Here is an 18,970-nt window from a genome sequence, read left to right on the forward strand (position 1 = left end):
ATGGCGCAAATGACATTGATTCAAGCGATCACTGATGCGTTACGCACAGAACTGAAAAATGACGAAAACGTTCTTGTTTTCGGAGAAGACGTTGGTAAAAACGGCGGCGTATTCCGTGCGACTGAAGGATTGCAAAAAGAGTTTGGTGAGGATCGTGTATTCGATACTCCACTTGCTGAATCTGGTATTGGCGGTCTTGCAATTGGCCTTGGACTACAAGAATTCCGCCCAGTAATGGAAATTCAATTCTTCGGATTCGTTTACGAAGTATTAGATTCTGTTTCTGGACAAATGGCTCGTATGCGTTACCGTTCTGGTGGACGCTGGCATTCTCCAGTGACAATCCGTTCTCCATTTGGCGGAGGAGTTCACACACCTGAGCTTCACGCTGATAGCTTAGAAGGTCTTATTGCACAACAGCCTGGTATCAAGGTTGTTATTCCTTCAACACCTTACGATGCAAAAGGACTTTTAATTTCTGCAATCCGTGACAACGATCCGGTTGTATTCCTTGAGCATATGAAACTTTATCGTTCTTTCCGTCAGGAAGTTCCTGAAGAAGAGTACACAATTGAAATCGGTAAAGCTGACGTGAAACGTGAAGGTTCTGACCTTTCAATCATCACTTACGGTGCAATGGTTCACGAATCACTTAAAGCTGCTGAAGAACTTGAAAAAGAAGGCGTTTCTGCTGAGGTCGTTGACCTTCGTACAGTGAGCCCGCTTGATATTGAAACAATCATCGCTTCTGTTGAAAAAACAGGCCGTGCGATCGTTGTTCAAGAAGCACAAAAACAAGCTGGTATTGCAGCAAACGTAGTAGCTGAAATCAATGATAGAGCAATTCTTAGCCTAGAAGCACCAGTACTTCGTGTAGCTGCACCTGATACTGTATTTGCTTTCTCTCAAGCTGAGAGCGTATGGCTTCCAAACCATAAAGACGTGCTTGAAACAGCTAAGAAAGTTCTTGAATTTTAATTAAATGACAGAGGGGAAAAGAATTTATTTCTCTTCCCCTTTATCAATTACATGACCGTGTAATGTTGACAGAACAAGGGTTTAACATAATCTAGGAGGCGAAAAACAGTGGCATTTGAATTTAAACTTCCGGACATCGGAGAAGGTATCCACGAAGGTGAGATCGTTAAGTGGTTTGTAAAACCAAACGACGAAATCAATGAAGATGACGTTTTAGCAGAGGTACAAAATGATAAAGCAGTTGTAGAAATTCCTTCACCTGTTAAAGGAAAAGTATTAGAATTAAAAGTTGAAGAGGGAACAGTTGCAACTGTAGGACAAACAATCATTACGTTTGATGCACCTGGTTACGAAAATCTTCAATTTAAAGGCAGCGAAGAAGAAGGCGAAGCGAAAACTGAAGCTCAAGTACAAGGTACTGCTGAAGCTGGTAACGAGCCTGAAAAGAAAGAAGTTGCTCAAGAAGAAGCGGCAGCAGCAACTGGTGCTGGCGCACAAGAGCAAGTAGATGCTGATCCTAACAAACGCGTTATTGCTATGCCATCTGTACGTAAATATGCGCGTGAAAAAGGCGTTGAAATTTACAAAGTTGCAGGTACTGGTAAAAATGGCCGCGTGCTAAAAGAAGATATCGACAGCTTCCTTAATGGCGGTTCTGCAGCAACTCAAGCAGCAGCACCTCAAGCAGCTGAAAGTGCGAAAGAAGAAGCGGCTCCAAAAGCGGCAGCAGCTCCAGTTCTAGAAGGAGAATTCCCAGAAACTCGCGAGAAAATGAGCGGAATCCGCAAAGCGATCGCGAAAGCAATGGTGAACTCTAAGCACACAGCTCCTCACGTAACATTAATGGATGAAGTTGATGTAACAAACCTTGTTGCACATCGTAAACAATTCAAACAAGTTGCAGCTGATCAAGGAATCAAGTTAACTTACTTGCCTTACGTTGTAAAAGCTCTAACTTCTGCTTTGAAAAAGTACCCAGTACTTAACACTTCTATCGATGATAAAACAGATGAAGTTGTTCAAAAGCATTACTACAACATCGGAATTGCAGCTGATACTGAAAAAGGCTTGCTTGTTCCAGTTGTGAAAAATGCAGATCGCAAAGCGATTTTCGAAGTATCTAACGAAATCAACGAGCTTGCAACAAAAGCACGTGATGGTAAATTGGCTCCAGCTGAAATGAAGGGTGCATCTTGCACAATCACAAACATCGGTTCTGCTGGTGGACAATGGTTTACTCCAGTCATCAACCACCCAGAAGTAGCGATCCTTGGTATTGGCCGTATCGCTGAAAAAGCGGTTGTTCGTGATGGCGAAATCGTTGCAGCTCCAGTCTTAGCTCTTTCCCTAAGCTTTGACCACCGTATGATTGATGGAGCTACTGCGCAAAATGCCCTTAACCACATCAAGCGTTTATTGAATGATCCACAATTAATTTTAATGGAGGCGTAAATTCATGGTAGTAGGAGATTTCCCAATCGAAACAGATACTCTTGTCATCGGTGCAGGTCCTGGTGGATATGTAGCTGCTATTCGTGCTGCACAGCTAGGACAAAAAGTAACAATCGTTGAAAAAGGAACACTTGGCGGCGTATGTCTAAACGTCGGCTGTATCCCTTCAAAAGCATTGATCAATGCTGGACATCGTTTCGAGAATGCAAAGCATTCTGAAGACATGGGTATCAAAGCTGAAAACGTAACAGTTGATTTCACAAAAGTTCAAGAGTGGAAAGCTTCTGTTGTCAACAAATTAACAGGTGGAGTTCAAGGTCTTCTAAAAGGAAATAAAGTAGACATCGTCAAAGGTGAAGCTTATTTCGTAGACAGCAACTCTGTACGTGTCATGGATGAAAATTCAGCGCAGACTTATACATTTAAAAATGCAATTCTTGCAACTGGATCTCGTCCAATCGAATTGCCTACATTTAAATACACAGACCGCGTGATTAACTCAACTGGTGCTTTAGCGCTTAAAGAAGTACCTAAAAAGTTAGTTGTCATCGGTGGTGGATACATCGGTACTGAGCTTGGTACTGCTTATGCGAACTTTGGAACAGAAGTTGTCATCCTTGAAGGTGGAGACGAAATCCTTCCAGGTTTTGAAAAGCAAATGAGCTCATTAGTGAAACGTAACCTGAAGAAAAAAGGAAACGTTGAAATTCACACAAACGCTCTTGCAAAAGGCGTTGAAGAAAAATCTGACGGTGTCACTGTTACTTTCGAAGTAAAAGGTGAAGAAAAAACTGTCGATGCTGACTACGTACTTGTGACTGTTGGTCGTCGTCCAAACACAGATGAGCTTGGTCTTGAGCAAGTTGGTGTTGAATTGACAGACCGCGGAGTTGTCAAAACTGACAAACAATGCCGTACAAGCGTTTCAAACATCTATGCAATTGGTGACATCGTTGATGGACCACCACTTGCACACAAAGCTTCTTACGAAGGTAAAATTGCTGCTGAAGCAATCGCTGGAGAGCCAGCTGAAATTGATTACCTTGGTATTCCTGCTGTTGTATTCTCTGAGCCAGAACTTGCAACTGTTGGATATACTGAAGCAGAAGCAAAAGAAGAAGGAATCGACATCGTTGCAGCGAAATTCCCATTCGCAGCGAACGGACGTGCACTTTCTCTTGATGCAACTGATGGCTTCATGAAAATGATCACTCGTAAAGAGGATGGTCTAGTTATCGGTGCACAAATCGCAGGTGTTGGTGCTTCTGATATGATTTCAGAGCTTAGCCTTGCAATTGAAGCTGGTGTGACAGCTGAAGATATCGCAATGACAATTCACGCTCACCCAACTTTAGGTGAAATTACAATGGAAACGGCTGAAGTAGCAATCGGAAGCCCAATCCATATCGTAAAATAATGAACGTTGAAACCCTCTCCACACGGAGAGGGTTTCAGATTGTTGACAAAGGGCTAAAATGAACTTGATTTTAGCCCTTTGTCTTCTTTTCAGCGTGATAGAAAACCTTTGAAGTCTAGGAAGGACGAGTACTGGCGCGGAGCGAATTTGACATTCGTGAGCACCAGCACGCAGGACTGACAAAGAATGCGAGGGTTTGTCTACACGCTGAAGCCCTCTCCACATGGAGAGGGTTTTTTTATGTATGTGAAACTCGCTGAAAACGAAAAACCCTCATGAGCTGAGGGCTTTTTTCATATGGATATATAAGTGCAAAGTCGAATCGTTAATTTGTATTCACTCGATCTAATGCTTGGCATATGGGTGATAAGATATCCTCTTTACTTCGGACATTACCTTCCACCTTCACAATGACCTTTTCATTATTGACAAGTAAAATAGCCGGCAGTTCGTCTACTTCATTTTTCCAGCCTTTACGATCTTCTTTGACAATCATCTTGGACATTTCCTTTGGATATTCATTTTTTAAATCGAGCACTGCGTCATAATAAGGACTTTCTTTATCAAGATTTTCTGCATCAGTAAAAAAGAGAATTCTTGGCTTTTGAATATGACTGACCTGGTCTGTCTGATTCGGTATGATATACGCAAATGAGCATGAACTAAGTACAAAGAGCATAGGGAATATAATGAGAAGGGTCCTCATAAAATTCAATCTATTCACCTCAAAATCCTTTGGGGTTGTACCAACATTTTTAGGAGCCAGTTCCCTGTTAGTCACTCTAGTGTATCACGTCCTTTTTGACAATTTTCGATTGTTACTCAATTGTTACAGAATTGATATGAAGCAAAATACATTTGAAACGTTTCCTCAAGATGATGAGAAAAAAGCATATTTTTATAAAAAATGATTAAATGTGTCATACAATTAACCGTTGACAACTTAAATGTGACATCATATTATAGAGATATGAAATAGATTAAACGCTTTCAAACTTTGAGTAAAGAAAAGGGGAATGTACGTGGGTACAATTATTTGTCAAGATTGCAATGAAACCATTGATCAATTTGAAAATGAAAAAGTGACAACACTTTATGGAACATGTGGTCACTGTCATTGCTGTGATGAAGCCTCTGAATAAATAAAAAAGCATGCAGCTCCAATTGGGGCTGCATGTTTCTTTTTTATAAAATGGCTTTTTGTTCTTTAATGACACGAATCATATCTAGTGTGGAATCTTCAGGTCCTTGAACAGGAAGACCGATTTCGATATTTTTAAAGATATAGGAGATATTTTCTTCTGTGATGATTTCTCCTGGTATAAAAATAGGAATACCAGGCGGATAAACCATGACAAATTCTGCAATGATCCGGCCAGCCGCTTCTTTAAATGGAATGACTTCCGTTGTTGCGTAAAAAGCGTCACGCGGCGTCATCGCAAGCGAAGGGATCTCAGGCAGTAACACTTCTGTCACGGCTTGTTTGCCGCCTTGACGTGCAGAGGTGGCCGCAATTTCCTTCATAGCCGTTACAAGCGTATCGATCGTCTCATCACAATCGCCAGGCGTTACGATACATAAAATGTTGTATAGGTCAGAGAGCTCTACTTCAATTCGGTAGCTTTCTCTTAGCCATTTCTCCACATCATGGCCATTGAGTCCAAGGTCTTTAATGGAGATGATTAATTTTGTTGGGTCATAATCGTAAGTAGAAGGTGAACCGAGAATTTCTTGACCAATACAAGTAATACCTTCAATTTCGTTTAAACGAGTTCTTGCTGATTCAGCTAATTGAATGGCTTCATCTGCAAGTGCCTTTCCTTCAGTCGCTAATCGCTTTCTAGCGACATCCAGGGAGGCTAAGAGCAAATAAGAAGTAGACGTAGTTGTCAGCATGCTTAAAATAGATTGTACTCGATCCTTTGAAACAAGCCCTTCTTTTATATTTAAAATCGAGCTTTGGGTGAGAGAGCCGCCAAGTTTATGCACACTTGTTGCTGCCATATCAGCTCCCGCCTGCATCGCAGACAATGGAAGCTCATCGTGAAAATGAATATGCACACCATGTGCCTCATCTACAAGAACAGGTACGTCATATGAATGAGCAATCTCTACAATGGTTTTTAAATCAGCTGAAATGCCAAAATACGTTGGGTTAATTACAAGCAGCCCTTTCGCATCTGGATGTTTAGTCAGCGCTCTTTTAGCTGACTCTGGCGTGATGCCATGAGAGATGCCAAGCTCTTTGTCAATTTCCGGGTGAATAAAAACAGGTACTGCACCAGAAAATACAATAGCAGACATAATCGACTTATGGACATTACGAGGAACAATAATTTTGTCTCCAGGGCCACAGACGGTCATCACCATTGTCATGATCGCACCGCTTGTTCCTTGTATAGAGAAAAACGTATGGTCGGCACCAAATGCTTCTGCTGCAAGCTCCTGTGCTTCTTTGATCATTCCTCGAGGCGAATGTAAATCATCAAGAGGTTCTATATTAATAAGGTCAATGCTTAATGCATTGTCTCCAATGAATGCTCTAAATTCAGGATCCATTCCGGCTCCTTTTTTATGGCCTGGAATGTGAAATTGGACTGGATTGGTTGAAGCGTGTTTTTTTAGTCCAGTGTATAAGGGTGTATCATGTTGTGACAATTGCTTTCCCACCTTCATCGAAATACCTGCTATTATTATCCCAATAACAGCAGATTTCATTGCATAAAACAAAAGAATTATATTATGAACTGATCGGAATGTAAAGCATAAAATCAATCGGATTCTGATCAAACAGATGCTATAATAAAAGTTCAAATAAGAAATGTGGATTAAAGTGAGGGACAAGTAAATGGAATATCAATATCCAATGGACGTCGACTGGACAACTGAAGAAAAGATGGCGGTCATTTCATTTTTTCAAGCCGTTGAAAAAGCCTATGAAACAGGAATTGCGAAACAAGCATTACTAGAGGCTTATAAACGATTTAAAGAAGTTGTACCATCAAAAGCAGAAGAAAAGACGCATTGTGCGGCGTTTGAAAAGGGAAGTGGGTATTCCCCTTATCGCACAGTAAAAAGTGCAAGAGAGGCTGAAGAAGCAGCTATGATACGGATGTAAAAAACGAGCCAATATAGGCTCGTTTCAGCGTGTAGACAAACCCTCGCATTCGTTGTCAGTCCTGCGCGCTGGTGCTCACGAATGACAAATTCGCTCCGCTCCAGTGCTCATCCTTCCTAGACTGCAAAGGTTTTCTATCACGCTGAAAAGAAGACAAAGGGCTAAAATAAAGTTCATTTTAGCCCTTTGTCAACAATCTGAAACGAGCCAACATAGGCTCGTTTTTTTATACAGATTCTTTTTGTGTAAAGCGGTATAGATAAGTTACTGTGCGGAAGGCATCTTCAATTTTCGATAAGAATTCTTCATTATTCATTTGAACAACTTCTTCTCTAGGAAGCTGGATGCCGCAAAGGAGTTCGGCCTTTTTGACTGTTTGAACACGTTCAAATAGTGTTCTCAGCTGTTCAGCATCAAGTTCGCTGTGGCGGAGGACGTCCGGTTTCATATGATCCTTAGACCAAACAAAGTTTTGCGGTATTTTCTTTTGGATCGTGTTCAGCTCTTTTTCGAATAGTTGCCCATATTCACCTTTCACTGGAGATTCATAAATGAGCGCAAACCATACAAATACATGAGTTTTCCAAAGCCCAATTTGAAAATGAGGGAGCTTTTTATACCCACGCTTACTGTTAGCGAAAGCCACCCAAGTGTCATTTGGCGGGTTGACTGATCTTCTTGCATGTTTTGCCACGTGGACAAACATTTCGTCACCTGTAATAGAAGAAAGAAGCGGTGCAAAATGTTCACCAAGTGCTTCAAGCTTTGGACGGACTCTCTCTTTTAATACGGTCATACGTTCATCTAAACCGTCTACTGTGAATGTTTCAAAATCTTCATCTCTAAAACGCATTTCACTCATGTTATGCCTCCTGTATCTTTTCGCTGATCATATTTTATCATAGCTTGGGTCAAGCTCAAAAAAAGATGCACTTTAAAGAGAAAGATAGCAGGGATCTTGGTTCGGCGTTTAAAAACTTCGATTTTGTGGTACATAACAAATAGGTAAAAACACAATTTTCAGAATGTCGTTGCGGTTATGCGATCGCTTCATACGATATAAGCAAGAACCATTTCTCTTATCGATTGTATTTTTTATCAATGAAAACTGACAAGGAATGAATCATTCTCTGGAAGGGGCGTTGACCAGTGAAGCAAATCGTGAAGCATGGGTATAGACAAGAGAAGAAGAATCGCATCGCTGTGTGGAGATTAGAGGTTGATTATGAGCTTTCTACGCTTCATGAAGCCATCGAGCAAAAAGATGATATCCAGGTAGAACGCAGCAAACGAAAGCTTGAGCGCCTAAGAAAAGAATGGGAGCAGCTTCAAGGGTAAAACAAGGTGAGGTAAAAACGAACCAATTCATCGGTTCGTTTTTGTATGAAGCTGCTTTTTTCTTGCTTTTACGTACATAATATCAGTATGCTAATACAAATAGGTACTACATAGAAAAGAGGTTTACAGTCCGATGACAAACTGGGTGGAAATTGACCGACTTGCAAAGCTTTGGGTAAAAGAAGCGGGTAGCCGCATTAAAGCATCCATGCAGGAAGGTCTATCAATTGAAACGAAATCAAATCCAAATGATCTTGTCACAAACATCGATAAAGAAACAGAACGTTTCTTCATTGAAAAGATACAGTCGACATTTTCAGATCATCATATTTTAGGAGAAGAGGGCCAAGGGGAAGAAGTGACCTCTCTAGACGGGATAGTATGGATCATTGATCCAATTGATGGCACCATGAACTTTATCCATCAAAAACGAAATTTTGCCATTTCAATTGGGATATTTGAACATGGTGTGGGGAAAATCGGCCTTATTTATGACGTCATCCATGACGAGCTCTATCATGCAGTCAAAGGAGAAGGGGCGTATATGAACGATACCTTACTCCCGCCTTTAAAAGATGTTGCCATTGAAAAAGCCATTGTCGGCATTAACCCAACATGGGCGATTGAAAGCCCCCATTTTGACGCTAAGCCGTTTGCCCGTCTCGTACGCGATGTGAGAGGAACACGAACGATTGGGTCAGCTGCACTTGAACTAGCTTATATTGCAAGCGGAAGAAGCGACGCATATGTCACGTTAAGGTTAGCGCCTTGGGATTATGCGGCTGGATGTGTGTTACTTGATGAAGTAGGCGCTGTTTACTCGAATATTCACGGCGAACGCTTGACATTTCTAGAGAAAAATAGCATTGTTGCTGGAAATCGATCCATCTGTGAAAAAATCTTGCATGATTACATAAAGGGAAGCGGAAATAAAAAATAAACAACATCACTTCATGAGAATGAAGTGATTTTTTGTATTTGATGAAACTTTTTGACAAGTCAAATGTCTATACGAACGAGGCCTTAATTTGAAGTAAAGGATTGTGTAGCGATGTTTGATTTGTTTAGTGATTTATCCCTCCATTTTGAAAGGTTTTTTATTTTAAATGAGTACAGTATCCACATGATTCAATGGTGTGTGCTTGGACTATTTGTCCTTTTTATTACACTTCCCATATGGAAAGAAAAGAAGAGTAGTTATGTATTTTATGCTGGAATCGTATTAAGAGTAGTTCTGCTAGGGAGTATGACACTTGAGATGATCCACCAAGTGATAGCTAGACAGTATACGATCGAAACATTTGAAGTGCTGACAGATTTCATGCAATTTCTCATCTATGGATATGTCTTGCTTGCATCACTTTTCTATGTGATTTCTCTTCCTTATTTAAAAAATAGGGGCATGTTTTTTGCATTTGATTTATCTGTGTTACTTCTGCCTTTATGTCAAACGGTATTTATTGTGTTAGTTGAAAGCAAAAAGTTCTTTCTCAGCGGTGATACGGAGCTGGTATGGAGAAATTTGATGACCATTGTGCTTATGATTGGCTTTGCCGCTTTGGTACTTCACCTATTCTTTCGTTTGTTTTGGCATCAGAAGTGGAAAGAATTGCTGTTTTTCTATGGCCTGATTTTCGCTGCGCTGCTGTATATTTTTTATCCTTCTATCTCGAAGTATGAGCTGCAATCTTCGTTTAAATCCATTGTGATTTTAGTAGCGGCCGCAGGAAGCTTTATGACATTACATTTGTTATGTGCGTTACTACAAAACAAGGTGAAGTTGAGACAGTGGGGTGCTTGGGGAATTGTCGTCTTTTTTATGCTGATGCTGAACCCGATCCTAAATCTCCCACATATCATGTTTCAATTTACTAAAACGGAACTGACAGATACTTTCTCAGAAGAATATCGCCCTTTATCTGAAGCAAGTGCAAAAGCATTCGCTTCAAAGTTTGTACCAGCGGACATTTCATTATATTCAACGACTATTAAGCAGCCGATCTCTGATAACTACGTGTTTGCAGCCGATCAGTATGAAGTGAATGTTTCTGCGTTTACAGGTGAATTAAACAGCTATTTTTATCATGGTCGCGCAAAGGGTCAGCATTTGACCGATAAAGAATATAGGGAAAATACCATTGAATTTTTTGAAAGAAGCGGCCGATCCGTTGATCTAGACCGCATCCGTGTAGTGATTGAAAAAGAAGACGGGGAGACAAGCGTTCTTCTGTTGCCAAAAATGTCTCAGAATAAAGATGAGAGCTTAGCGTTTGCCACCTGGAAAAAAGAGACGCTTCGACAAGCGCAATATGGGAACGCCATCTTTCAATTGAAGGATGTAGACGGGATCAATTTAACAAACAAAGAAATGAAAACGAAAATTAATCGTATTTATAAAAAGTTAAATTTACAGCCCCCAGCTTACCAGATCACAGACGTTGATGCTTTTTATTTTGAATGGCAGCATGAAGTGGCGGTAAAGACAGCCGATCAATCTGAATTTCTGTTTAATGGTTCAACGAAAGAATTGCAGAAAATACAGCTATCAAAAGCGATTCTTCAACAGAAAAAAGGAAATATCAGTGACGAAGATTTGTTTGAAATGATAGGGGAACAGTCAAAAGACGTGAAGATAGAAACAGGAACTCGTGAACACAAACAATATACTTTTCACGGATCATCAAATTTACTTCATGTGACGAGAGATGCCGATGGAATTGAGTTGAATTGGCAATCAGACTCTTCTTTACCGCATACGGTATCGAATCAAGAACGTGATGAAGTCTATCAGCAAGTTCTCAAAAAGTATGAACCTTATGCCATCTATAAAAAACAAATCAAGCCGGTGAGAATGATCGACAAAGAGGGAAAAATGAGCATTTCGTGGTTTGTGATCATTCAAACCTTCGGATCGAATGAGCGGAAAATATATGAAGTAAATGGACGAACAAAAGAGGTGCAACGTTTTGACAGATAAAGAAAAACAAGCCATCTTTCAAGACTTATATGAATTGTATCAGGAAGGGGAGCTTGGAGAAGAGGCTTCTAACTGGATGAAGACGCATGAAAAGCAGTTTCAGCATTCTGTTAAGGGAAACGAGTTTGCTCCTGTCCACACTGAGGATCAGAGCGATTATCTCGAATTAAAACGCATGAAGTGGTTTATTTCTTCGTTATACTTCTTTTTTATCGTTTTATCAATTTGGATGACTGTGTGGTTTTATTTTTGATGTCTAGACCGACCAATCAAATTGAAAAAATATATGAAGAATATTTTCAGGAAATCACCAAATATTTATATCGCAGAACGGGAAATGTCGAAACAGCCAAGGATCTTGCGCAGGATGTATTTATCAAGGCACTGCATGGATTATCCTCTTTTAAAGGACATTCAAGCATTAAAACATGGCTTTACACCATTGCTTATCATACATTTGTCAACGACTATCGCCGAAAAGTAAAACGAACTTTTACGGATGTAGAAAAAGCTGACTTTTTAGAGCAGCAGATATTCATGACACCTGAAGAGCATTTAGAAACTCAAGCTGATATTCAAAGGCTGTGGAGCCATATCAATCAATTGAAGGATTCTTACCGAGAAATCCTCATTTTAAGAGATATTCAGGAATTATCGTATGAAGAAGTAGCGGAAATTTTGAATTGGACTTTATCTAAAGTAAAGACAACCCTTCATCGAGCAAGATTAGAGCTGAAACGAAAGCTACATTGTGAGGAGTTCAACAAATGAACTGTTATTTGATTGAAGAACTATTACCACTTTATATAGAAGGGGACACGAGTGAAGAAACAAATCAATTAGTGAATGAGCACTTACGTTCATGCAAAAAATGCCTTCATCTATATGAAGAAATGAAAGAACCAGTGTCTATTGCAAAGTCAACAGAATTCATACCGTTCATAGATGAAAAAGAAGAAAAAAGAAAGTTTGAAAAGCGCTACTATGGAAAACTGTTATTACGGGCAAGTATCGTATTTAGTATCGTCTATCTCATCATGCTCTTGATTTATTGGATATAAGAAAGAACCCCCATCTGGATGAACCGGATGGGGGTTTTTTGAGCTTAGTTCAATTTTTCTTTAGCAATTTGAACTGCATCATAGAATGTTTTTAATTGCTCTTGAGGAATTTTCTTAAGCAATTGGTTGAAAACAAGTAATTCAGTAGAGCTGAATCCAAGACCTTTAGCGATTTTAGAATCAATTACAACGTTTCCTTTTTTGTCTAGAACAAGTGCATCACCAGCAAGATCAGCAATTCTGATCACTGATTTGAAAAGCTTTTCGAATTTAGTTGCTTCTTCTTTAGTAAGACCAAGTTCAACAGCTTTTTCTGCATCAAAAACCAATTTCCCTTTTTCGTTTTTAGTGATGCTTTCACTGAAAACGATTGTAAGAACAGCTGCGCGATCTAAGAATTTCTCAGCAGTCGCCGCTTCTTCTTCAGTCAAACCGAGCTCAACAGCTTTTTTCACATCAAATGTGTAGCTGTTGTCTTCCTCAACAAATGAATTGATGAGAATGCTGATAACACGCTCGTTTTTCTCCAATAAATCTTTAATAATTTGTTGCTGCTCAAAAGGAATCCCTTTGAAAGTTGCAGCGCTTGCTTGCCCAGGAGCTACTGTTGTGAAAGTAAAAATGATAGCTAAAGCGAAAAATACAACAGAGCTGAGCGATTTGCTCAAAAACTTCTTCATGCTTCTTTTCTCTCCCTTTTCTGTTAAATTTTGTTGCAAGAACAGCATACCATGAGAAACTTTGTGGAAGAATAGGAAAAATGTAACTTTGTGTTTGATTTTGGAGAACTATAAAAGTTCTTGTCGAAAAATGGAGGAGTTCAGATTGCTTAGATTTGCCAACACTATATGAAATTTTTAGTTGAATCATTAGTGTTACATAGGTGGTTGGTCTTGTTTTTACCCAAAATAAAAGCCTTCTACATGTAAAATGTAAAAGGCTTTTCATAAATTTTATGATTGTACGTTTAATTTTCGTTTTAATGTAAATCCTGTACCCATGAAAATCATGGCGAACACAATACTTAGACAAATACCCAGCACGTTTTTTTCTGCAAGAGTTACCCCAATAAACGCCATACTGACAACCGCAAGTAATGCACATAATAATAGAAGCCATTTGATTTGTTTCATTTGTCTCCATCCCTTTTTTTAGAGTTAATATAAGTTTACAGAAAAACGATCGGCATTTAAAGGGGATTGTGATATAATATGAAAGTTATCTAATTATTTTAGGAGATGAAAATGTGAAACTTCGAAAAGACCTTCGCAACATCGCAATTATTGCCCACGTTGACCATGGTAAAACGACGCTTGTTGACCAATTGCTCCATCAAGCTGGTACTTTCCGTGCGAATGAAAATATCGCTGAGAGAGCCATGGATTCAAATGATTTAGAGCGAGAGCGCGGTATTACGATCTTAGCTAAAAATACTGCGATCCATTATAAAGATACACGCATTAATATTTTAGATACACCAGGACACGCCGATTTCGGTGGTGAAGTTGAGCGTATCATGAAAATGGTAGATGGTGTACTTCTCGTTGTGGATGCATATGAAGGTTGTATGCCTCAAACACGATTCGTGCTAAAAAAAGCACTTGAGCAAAACTTAACACCAATTGTTGTTGTCAATAAAATTGACCGTGACTTTGCTCGTCCAGCTGAAGTAGTCGATGAAGTCATTGACTTGTTCATTGAATTGGATGCAACAGAAGAACAACTTGAATTCCCAGTTGTATATGCATCAGCAATCAATGGTACAGCAAGTAACGATGCTAGTAAGCAAGATGAAAACATGGAATCGTTGTTTGAAGCGATTGTCAACCATATCCCATGCCCAGTCGACAACCATGAAGAGCCGCTTCAATTCCAAGTGGCGCTACTTGATTACAATGATTATGTTGGAAGAATTGGAATTGGCCGTGTATTTAAAGGAACGATGCAAGTAGGACAGCAAGTTGCTCTAATGAAAGTGGATGGCAGTGTAAAACAATTCCGCGTGACGAAGATTTTTGGTTTCCAAGGGTTAAAACGAGTGGAAATCAATGAAGCGAAAGCTGGAGATCTTGTCGCAGTATCTGGTATGGAAGACATCAACGTAGGTGAAACAGTCTGCCCGGTAGAACACCAAGAGGCTTTGCCGATCCTGCGTATTGATGAGCCGACACTTCAAATGACATTTGTTGTGAATAACAGCCCATTTGCAGGCCGTGAAGGAAAGTACGTGACATCACGTAAAATTGAAGAGCGTTTAGAACAGCAGCTTCAAACAGACGTAAGTCTTCGTGTAGATCCAACGGATTCACCTGATGCTTGGGTCGTATCAGGACGCGGTGAGCTTCACTTATCCATTCTGATTGAGAATATGAGACGTGAAGGATTTGAACTGCAAGTATCGAAGCCAGAAGTTATTGTAAAAGAAGTTGACGGTGTTCGATGTGAGCCTGTTGAGCGCGTTCAAATTGATGTACCAGAAGAGCACACTGGCTCTATCATGGAATCAATGGGCGCAAGAAAAGGTGAAATGATTGACATGATCAATAATGGTAATGGTCAAGTTCGCCTGATCTTTACAGTGCCATCACGTGGTTTAATCGGATATACAACTGAATTTCTTTCATTAACTCGTGGTTTTGGTATTTTGAACCATACGTTTGACAGCTACCAGCCGATGCAGTCTGGTCAAGTTGGCGGACGCCGTCAAGGTGTACTTGTTTCAATGGAAACAGGTAAAGCAACTGCTTACGGAATCCAGGGCGTTGAAGAGCGCGGTGTGATTTTCGTTGAGCCGGGTGTTGAAGTATACCAAGGAATGATTGTTGGTGAGCATAACCGTGAAAACGATCTTGTTGTCAACGTGAGCCGTATGAAACAACAAACAAACGTACGTTCAGCGACAAAAGATCAAACAGTTAGTATGAAAAAACCACGTATTATGTCACTTGAGGAATCTCTTGAGTACTTAAATGAAGACGAATACTGTGAGGTTACACCGGAATCTATCCGTTTAAGAAAGAAAATTTTAGATAAAAACGAACGTGAGAAAGCAGCGAAGAAGAAAAAGCTAGCAGGATTATCTTAATTCCATGAAGAATTAAAAAGATAGAACCCTGAAAGATAAGGGGAGGGAATCTTTTTGAATGATCAGGAAGTAAGTGAGAATCTATCCTTTTTCGCGATGCTGTTTCGTGTCGATGAAAATCCGCAAACAGGGATGTGGCTCTTATATGGCACCATCCTTGTTTTAGCGATTATTGTTTTTAAACTCGGCTTTGCTAGACGTTTACCGATTTTAAAAGCACTTGTCATTTATTTGTTTTTGATTTTTGGTTGCACGTTTCTCACATTTCTAGGTATCTTCTTGCCAGTCGCAGAAGGCCTGGTTGTGGCAGCTGTCATTTTGATTATTTATAAAATACGGCTGCATCGTGCGAAAAAAGAAGGAACAGTAAGTACGTAAAAAAGACCTGAACTTGTGTCAGGTCTTTTTTATGTCTTCTGTTCTTTTTTTCCTTTTTTCTTCTTTTTCTCTTTCGTCGCAGGATCTTGATAAAGAGAGAATCTGCCAGTTTTGATGCGTGCCTCTGTCTTTACTTTAATTCTTTGTTGGCAGTCATCGCACATATATGTATGAATCGGTCGATTTCTTAACCGTTTAGCAACAAGTGTATCATCATTAATGGTTTCAAGCTTTTCACATAATGAGCACTTCACTCTCATCATTTTCACCTCACTTTGGTCATGCCTTCATTATAGCATGTTTTTTGAGCCACTTAAAATCAGCATAAAAAAGGCTTATATCACAAGAGATATAAGCCGCAGCGTGTAGACAAACCCTCACATTCGGTATCAGTCCTGCGCTTCGGTGCTCACGAATGTCAAATTCGCTCCGCGCCGATACTCGTCCTTCCTAGACTGCAAAGGTGTTTTCTATCACGCTGAAAAGAAGACAAAGAGCCAAAATAAAGTTCATTTTAGCCCTTTGTCAACAATCTGATGCTTATATCACAATAGATATAAGCCGTTCTCATTATTTCTTCTGATTCATATGATGGTTTGATTGATCATTTTGGTTTTTTTCTAATTGCTTTTGATCTTGTTGTTTGAGCTGATGGTTCGGATCATTTGTCGGATCTATTTCGTTACGGTCGATTTCATTTCGAGGCATTTCTGGCATAACACGGCCCACAATAGCTGCTAGTTCGTCCATAATTCCGCTTACTGGCCTGCCAGCTTGTATTTCTTTGCCCATTTCCTTTAAACGGCTCACTGTATCTGGATCAGCGACGACAACAGCATTCGCACCTTCTGGGTCATTTTTTAGAGCTTTGGCGACTGAATATTTAATGGTTTCAACTTTGCTTCTATCTAAATCATCTTTTACATCAATGCCGACGACAGCATACTTGCCGATGACGATCGCTGTTGCGTCATTTACATCTGCTACATGCTCAGTCACATTCACTAGGTGCTTTGCCACATCTGTTGATGGGCGGGCTTTGTCAGTGTTTTTCTTGGATGAGTCTGATACTCTTACTAAATGCTTGTTTCCGTCTTGATGTTCTTGTGCCAAAGGCTTCTCTTGGTGCTGGCAAGCGCCTAATAAAAGAATGGTTTGAACCATGAATAACGTCAAAAATAGTCGCATGTGTATTCCCTCCTTCACAAACTGCATGATTTATTTTATTGTTGAATTAACCTTCTAACTTTATTCATGAAAACATATATTTTAACAATCGTTTTTGGAAAGACAAGGATGAATGAAACCCCGATCAGGAGGCGAAGGACCTGAGTAAAATTTATGTATTAGACACAAATGTGTTATTACAGGATCCGAATTCAATCTTTTCATTTGAAGACAACGAGGTCGTGATTCCGGCCGTAGTGTTAGAAGAAGTAGACTCGAAGAAGAGATATATGGACGAGGTTGGGCAAAATGCACGACGTGTCTCACGTTTAATCGACGGGTTGAGATCGAAAGGGAAACTGCATGAAAAAATTAGGCTGGAGTCAAAAGGAACGTTGCGTATTGAGCTGAATCATCGCTCTTTCCATGAACTTCAAGAAATTTTCATCGAAAAAACAAACGATAACCGAATTTTGGCTGTTGCGAAGAATTTGAGCCTAGAGGAAGAAACAAAACCGGATGGCCGGCCTGTTATTTTGGTCAGCAAAGATGTCCTAGTGCGAGTAAAGGCGGATGCCATTGGTCTGCAAGCAGAGGATTTCTTAAGCGATCGAGTGCTACAAAATGAAGACATTGATAACGGCTATCACGAGCTCTATATTCCGACTGAGCAGCTGAATACATTTTATAAGCAAAATCAGTTACCGATAAAAGACGTCACCCAGGCGCCGTTAAATCCTCATCAATTTATCATTATGAAGGGAAATGAGGGTGGTTCTGCTTTGGGGATGCTTGATCAAAAAGCAGAGCATGTGAAACGGCTTATTTATGACCAAGAACATATTTGGGGAATTCGCCCAAAAAATGTCCAGCAAACGATGGCGCTTGAGTTACTTTTACGCCGCGATATTCCGCTTGTGACACTTATCGGAAAAGCGGGAACAGGAAAGACACTGCTTGCGCTTGCTGCTGGATTAATGCAGACAGAGGACCTCGGCATGTTTAAAAAGCTCATCGTGGCCCGCTCCATTGTTCCTGTCGGTAAGGACTTAGGGTATTTGCCAGGCGAAAAAGAAGAGAAGCTCAGACCGTGGATGCAGCCGATCTATGACAACCTAGAATTTTTATTTAACACAAAAAAACCTGGTGAACTCGATGCGATACTTGCGGGCATCGGTTCAATTCAAGTGGAAGCTTTAACGTATATTCGCGGGAGAAGTATCCCTGATCAATTTATCATTATCGATGAGGCGCAAAATTTAACAAAACACGAAGTGAAAACATTATTAACGCGGGTTGGTGAGGGAAGTAAAATTGTGCTCATGGGAGACCCAGAGCAGATTGATCACCCTTATTTAGACAGCTTAAATAATGGGCTCACATATGTCATTGAGCGTTTCAAAGGGCAGCAAATATCTGGACATGTCAAGCTTGTCAAAGGAGAAAGGTCTGGACTTGCACAGCTTGCAGCTGATTTATTATAGTCCAGACCCGTCATCTTATGTAATGATTAACTCTTTGACGCCTTTAATCGGCTGAGTGATGTTGGACTGATCCTCGAAATAAACGTGGATTGGTCCTTCTTCTGTTATAGGCTTTCCATTTTGGCTGAAATGGGCAATGCTATCCATCGCCTTAGAGAGCGGAACAGCAATTGTTTCTGTTTCTGTGACAAATTCACACGTCTCCGCTTGTTCGAGCGGTTCTGCATTTTTTATCATGTCGCCAAGTTTCATCCCGAAGCTGCCTGTGACAAGTCTTTCTTTTTCGTACTTTTTCTCTGTTTTTAATGTGGGTGGAAGTGTTTGACCTTCTCTTATGACCCGCTCTTGATCGAGTTCCTGATCTAGCTGCTGCTCTTCGTTTGCTGCACTTTTCTCAAAAAATGAATCCATTAAAAATTTACGGTCATCAAAAATCCATACACTCGGATCAATGGTGATCTTGTATTGTACGTTCCCCTTGATTTGAATAATGCTCATGTTCAAGACAACCCCTT

General features: G+C 40.1%; 22 protein-coding genes. 14 read left to right on the forward strand and 8 right to left on the reverse strand.

What is annotated here, in order from left to right; genetic code table 11:
• The 3 genes from pdhB (at nucleotide 1) to lpdA (ending at nucleotide 3,847) form a co-directional block, all read left to right on the forward strand.
• On the forward strand, nucleotides 1–978 hold the full coding sequence (pdhB, locus tag NSQ17_RS07250; RefSeq protein WP_007498597.1) for a pyruvate dehydrogenase complex E1 component subunit beta: 978 nt from the start codon (nucleotides 1–3) through the stop codon (nucleotides 976–978).
• Between the two features lie 108 nt (nucleotides 979–1,086).
• A complete protein-coding gene (locus NSQ17_RS07255) occupies nucleotides 1,087–2,430 on the forward strand; it encodes a dihydrolipoamide acetyltransferase family protein (RefSeq protein ID WP_327878361.1) in 1,344 nt (447 codons plus the stop codon).
• 4 nt (nucleotides 2,431–2,434) lie between these two features.
• Complete coding sequence (gene lpdA, locus NSQ17_RS07260) at nucleotides 2,435–3,847, forward strand: dihydrolipoyl dehydrogenase (protein ID WP_003211097.1); 1,413 nt, start codon at nucleotides 2,435–2,437, stop codon at nucleotides 3,845–3,847.
• A gap of 325 nt (nucleotides 3,848–4,172) precedes the next feature.
• Here the strand turns inward: lpdA and NSQ17_RS07265 are convergent, their stop codons facing one another.
• Nucleotides 4,173–4,553, reverse strand: coding sequence for a hypothetical protein (locus NSQ17_RS07265; RefSeq protein ID WP_223255627.1), 381 nt, complete (start codon nucleotides 4,551–4,553; stop codon nucleotides 4,173–4,175).
• A gap of 316 nt (nucleotides 4,554–4,869) precedes the next feature.
• On the opposite strand from NSQ17_RS07265, the gene NSQ17_RS07270 reads away from it, so the two are divergent.
• Nucleotides 4,870–4,989, forward strand: a complete 120-nt coding sequence (locus tag NSQ17_RS07270; protein WP_003212464.1) for a GapA-binding peptide SR1P — start codon at nucleotides 4,870–4,872, stop codon at nucleotides 4,987–4,989.
• Between the two features lie 43 nt (nucleotides 4,990–5,032).
• Here NSQ17_RS07270 and NSQ17_RS07275 read toward each other — a convergent pair whose 3' ends face one another.
• Complete coding sequence (locus tag NSQ17_RS07275) at nucleotides 5,033–6,505, reverse strand: aminotransferase class I/II-fold pyridoxal phosphate-dependent enzyme (protein ID WP_342467987.1); 1,473 nt, start codon at nucleotides 6,503–6,505, stop codon at nucleotides 5,033–5,035.
• 190 nt (nucleotides 6,506–6,695) lie between these two features.
• On the opposite strand from NSQ17_RS07275, the gene NSQ17_RS07280 reads away from it, so the two are divergent.
• Nucleotides 6,696–6,965 (forward strand): UPF0223 family protein, encoded by a 270-nt coding sequence (locus NSQ17_RS07280; protein WP_056704806.1) that lies wholly within the window; start codon nucleotides 6,696–6,698, stop codon nucleotides 6,963–6,965.
• A 226-nt stretch (nucleotides 6,966–7,191) separates the two neighbouring features.
• On the opposite strand, the gene NSQ17_RS07285 is transcribed toward NSQ17_RS07280, so the two are convergent.
• Nucleotides 7,192–7,827, reverse strand: a complete 636-nt coding sequence (locus NSQ17_RS07285) for a DUF1054 domain-containing protein (protein ID WP_024720286.1) — start codon at nucleotides 7,825–7,827, stop codon at nucleotides 7,192–7,194.
• A gap of 287 nt (nucleotides 7,828–8,114) precedes the next feature.
• On the opposite strand from NSQ17_RS07285, the gene NSQ17_RS07290 reads away from it, so the two are divergent.
• The 6 genes from NSQ17_RS07290 to NSQ17_RS07315 all read left to right on the forward strand — a co-directional run bounded on the left by NSQ17_RS07290 (nucleotide 8,115) and on the right by NSQ17_RS07315 (nucleotide 12,341).
• Entirely contained in the window at nucleotides 8,115–8,303 is a 189-nt protein-coding gene (locus NSQ17_RS07290; protein WP_008345085.1) for a hypothetical protein, read from the forward strand.
• A gap of 133 nt (nucleotides 8,304–8,436) precedes the next feature.
• Nucleotides 8,437–9,243, forward strand: a complete 807-nt coding sequence (locus tag NSQ17_RS07295; protein WP_100324953.1) for an inositol monophosphatase family protein — start codon at nucleotides 8,437–8,439, stop codon at nucleotides 9,241–9,243.
• A gap of 183 nt (nucleotides 9,244–9,426) precedes the next feature.
• The gene (locus NSQ17_RS07300; RefSeq protein WP_268362894.1) at nucleotides 9,427–11,280 is read left to right on the forward strand and encodes a hypothetical protein; all 1,854 of its coding nucleotides are present in this window, start codon (nucleotides 9,427–9,429) and stop codon (nucleotides 11,278–11,280) included.
• Complete coding sequence (locus NSQ17_RS07305) at nucleotides 11,270–11,533, forward strand: hypothetical protein (protein WP_047946851.1); 264 nt, start codon at nucleotides 11,270–11,272, stop codon at nucleotides 11,531–11,533. Before NSQ17_RS07300 ends, NSQ17_RS07305 begins: the two co-directional genes overlap by 11 nt.
• Nucleotides 11,533–12,051: a sigma-70 family RNA polymerase sigma factor gene (locus tag NSQ17_RS07310; protein ID WP_268363057.1), complete on the forward strand. Its 519-nt coding sequence runs from the start codon at nucleotides 11,533–11,535 to the stop codon at nucleotides 12,049–12,051. The genes NSQ17_RS07305 and NSQ17_RS07310 overlap by 1 nt, the downstream gene beginning before the upstream one ends.
• Nucleotides 12,048–12,341 carry a zf-HC2 domain-containing protein gene (locus NSQ17_RS07315; protein WP_212360480.1) on the forward strand — a complete coding sequence of 98 codons (294 nt, stop codon included), beginning with the start codon at nucleotides 12,048–12,050 and terminating at the stop codon, nucleotides 12,339–12,341. The genes NSQ17_RS07310 and NSQ17_RS07315 overlap by 4 nt, the downstream gene beginning before the upstream one ends.
• Before the next feature lie 44 nt (nucleotides 12,342–12,385).
• On the opposite strand, the gene NSQ17_RS07320 is transcribed toward NSQ17_RS07315, so the two are convergent.
• Both NSQ17_RS07320 and NSQ17_RS07325 read right to left on the reverse strand, forming a co-directional pair.
• Nucleotides 12,386–13,021 (reverse strand): hypothetical protein, encoded by a 636-nt coding sequence (locus tag NSQ17_RS07320; protein WP_019743865.1) that lies wholly within the window; start codon nucleotides 13,019–13,021, stop codon nucleotides 12,386–12,388.
• Nucleotides 13,022–13,294: 273 nt separating this feature from the next.
• Nucleotides 13,295–13,474 (reverse strand): DUF5325 family protein, encoded by a 180-nt coding sequence (locus NSQ17_RS07325; RefSeq protein ID WP_003211596.1) that lies wholly within the window; start codon nucleotides 13,472–13,474, stop codon nucleotides 13,295–13,297.
• 113 nt (nucleotides 13,475–13,587) lie between these two features.
• On the opposite strand from NSQ17_RS07325, the gene typA reads away from it, so the two are divergent.
• Nucleotides 13,588–15,426 carry a translational GTPase TypA gene (gene typA / locus NSQ17_RS07330; RefSeq protein ID WP_342467988.1) on the forward strand — a complete coding sequence of 613 codons (1,839 nt, stop codon included), beginning with the start codon at nucleotides 13,588–13,590 and terminating at the stop codon, nucleotides 15,424–15,426.
• Nucleotides 15,427–15,480: 54 nt separating this feature from the next.
• Nucleotides 15,481–15,804, forward strand: a complete 324-nt coding sequence (locus NSQ17_RS07335) for a YlaH-like family protein (protein ID WP_007499841.1) — start codon at nucleotides 15,481–15,483, stop codon at nucleotides 15,802–15,804.
• Between the two features lie 29 nt (nucleotides 15,805–15,833).
• Here NSQ17_RS07335 and NSQ17_RS07340 read toward each other — a convergent pair whose 3' ends face one another.
• A complete protein-coding gene (locus tag NSQ17_RS07340) occupies nucleotides 15,834–16,064 on the reverse strand; it encodes a YlaI family protein (RefSeq protein ID WP_096881360.1) in 231 nt (76 codons plus the stop codon).
• A gap of 310 nt (nucleotides 16,065–16,374) precedes the next feature.
• Nucleotides 16,375–16,992 carry a YhcN/YlaJ family sporulation lipoprotein gene (locus NSQ17_RS07345; protein WP_039168625.1) on the reverse strand — a complete coding sequence of 206 codons (618 nt, stop codon included), beginning with the start codon at nucleotides 16,990–16,992 and terminating at the stop codon, nucleotides 16,375–16,377.
• A gap of 140 nt (nucleotides 16,993–17,132) precedes the next feature.
• Here NSQ17_RS07345 and NSQ17_RS07350 point away from each other — a divergent pair, with 140 nt between their 5' ends.
• Nucleotides 17,133–18,455: a PhoH family protein gene (locus NSQ17_RS07350; protein ID WP_342468089.1), complete on the forward strand. Its 1,323-nt coding sequence runs from the start codon at nucleotides 17,133–17,135 to the stop codon at nucleotides 18,453–18,455.
• A 15-nt stretch (nucleotides 18,456–18,470) separates the two neighbouring features.
• Here the strand turns inward: NSQ17_RS07350 and NSQ17_RS07355 are convergent, their stop codons facing one another.
• Nucleotides 18,471–18,953, reverse strand: coding sequence for a hypothetical protein (locus NSQ17_RS07355; protein WP_008345056.1), 483 nt, complete (start codon nucleotides 18,951–18,953; stop codon nucleotides 18,471–18,473).
• Between the last annotated feature and the right edge of the window lie 17 nt (nucleotides 18,954–18,970).

This window comes from Bacillus sp. FSL W8-0629, from assembly GCF_038593225.1.
GTDB classification, from domain to species: domain Bacteria; phylum Bacillota; class Bacilli; order Bacillales; family Bacillaceae; genus Bacillus; species Bacillus altitudinis.

Bases quoted from the DNA above. Each gene is read 5' to 3' on its own strand.
- NSQ17_RS07285 (WP_024720286.1), bottom strand. From the start codon at position 7,827: ATGAGTGAAATGCGTTTTAGAGATGAAGATTTTGAAACATTCACAGTA.
- NSQ17_RS07355 (WP_008345056.1), bottom strand. From the start codon at position 18,953: ATGAGCATTATTCAAATCAAGGGGAACGTACAATACAAGATCACCATT.
- NSQ17_RS07340 (WP_096881360.1), bottom strand. From the start codon at position 16,064: ATGAGAGTGAAGTGCTCATTATGTGAAAAGCTTGAAACCATTAATGAT.
- NSQ17_RS07300 (WP_268362894.1), top strand. From the start codon at position 9,427: ATGATTCAATGGTGTGTGCTTGGACTATTTGTCCTTTTTATTACACTT.
- NSQ17_RS07315 (WP_212360480.1), top strand. From the start codon at position 12,048: ATGAACTGTTATTTGATTGAAGAACTATTACCACTTTATATAGAAGGG.
- NSQ17_RS07280 (WP_056704806.1), top strand. From the start codon at position 6,696: ATGGAATATCAATATCCAATGGACGTCGACTGGACAACTGAAGAAAAG.
- NSQ17_RS07345 (WP_039168625.1), bottom strand. From the start codon at position 16,992: ATGCGACTATTTTTGACGTTATTCATGGTTCAAACCATTCTTTTATTA.
- NSQ17_RS07295 (WP_100324953.1), top strand. From the start codon at position 8,437: ATGACAAACTGGGTGGAAATTGACCGACTTGCAAAGCTTTGGGTAAAA.
- NSQ17_RS07325 (WP_003211596.1), bottom strand. From the start codon at position 13,474: ATGAAACAAATCAAATGGCTTCTATTATTATGTGCATTACTTGCGGTT.
- lpdA (WP_003211097.1), top strand. From the start codon at position 2,435: ATGGTAGTAGGAGATTTCCCAATCGAAACAGATACTCTTGTCATCGGT.
- NSQ17_RS07265 (WP_223255627.1), bottom strand. From the start codon at position 4,553: ATGAGGACCCTTCTCATTATATTCCCTATGCTCTTTGTACTTAGTTCA.
- NSQ17_RS07310 (WP_268363057.1), top strand. From the start codon at position 11,533: ATGTCTAGACCGACCAATCAAATTGAAAAAATATATGAAGAATATTTT.
- pdhB (WP_007498597.1), top strand. From the start codon at position 1: ATGGCGCAAATGACATTGATTCAAGCGATCACTGATGCGTTACGCACA.
- NSQ17_RS07320 (WP_019743865.1), bottom strand. From the start codon at position 13,021: ATGAAGAAGTTTTTGAGCAAATCGCTCAGCTCTGTTGTATTTTTCGCT.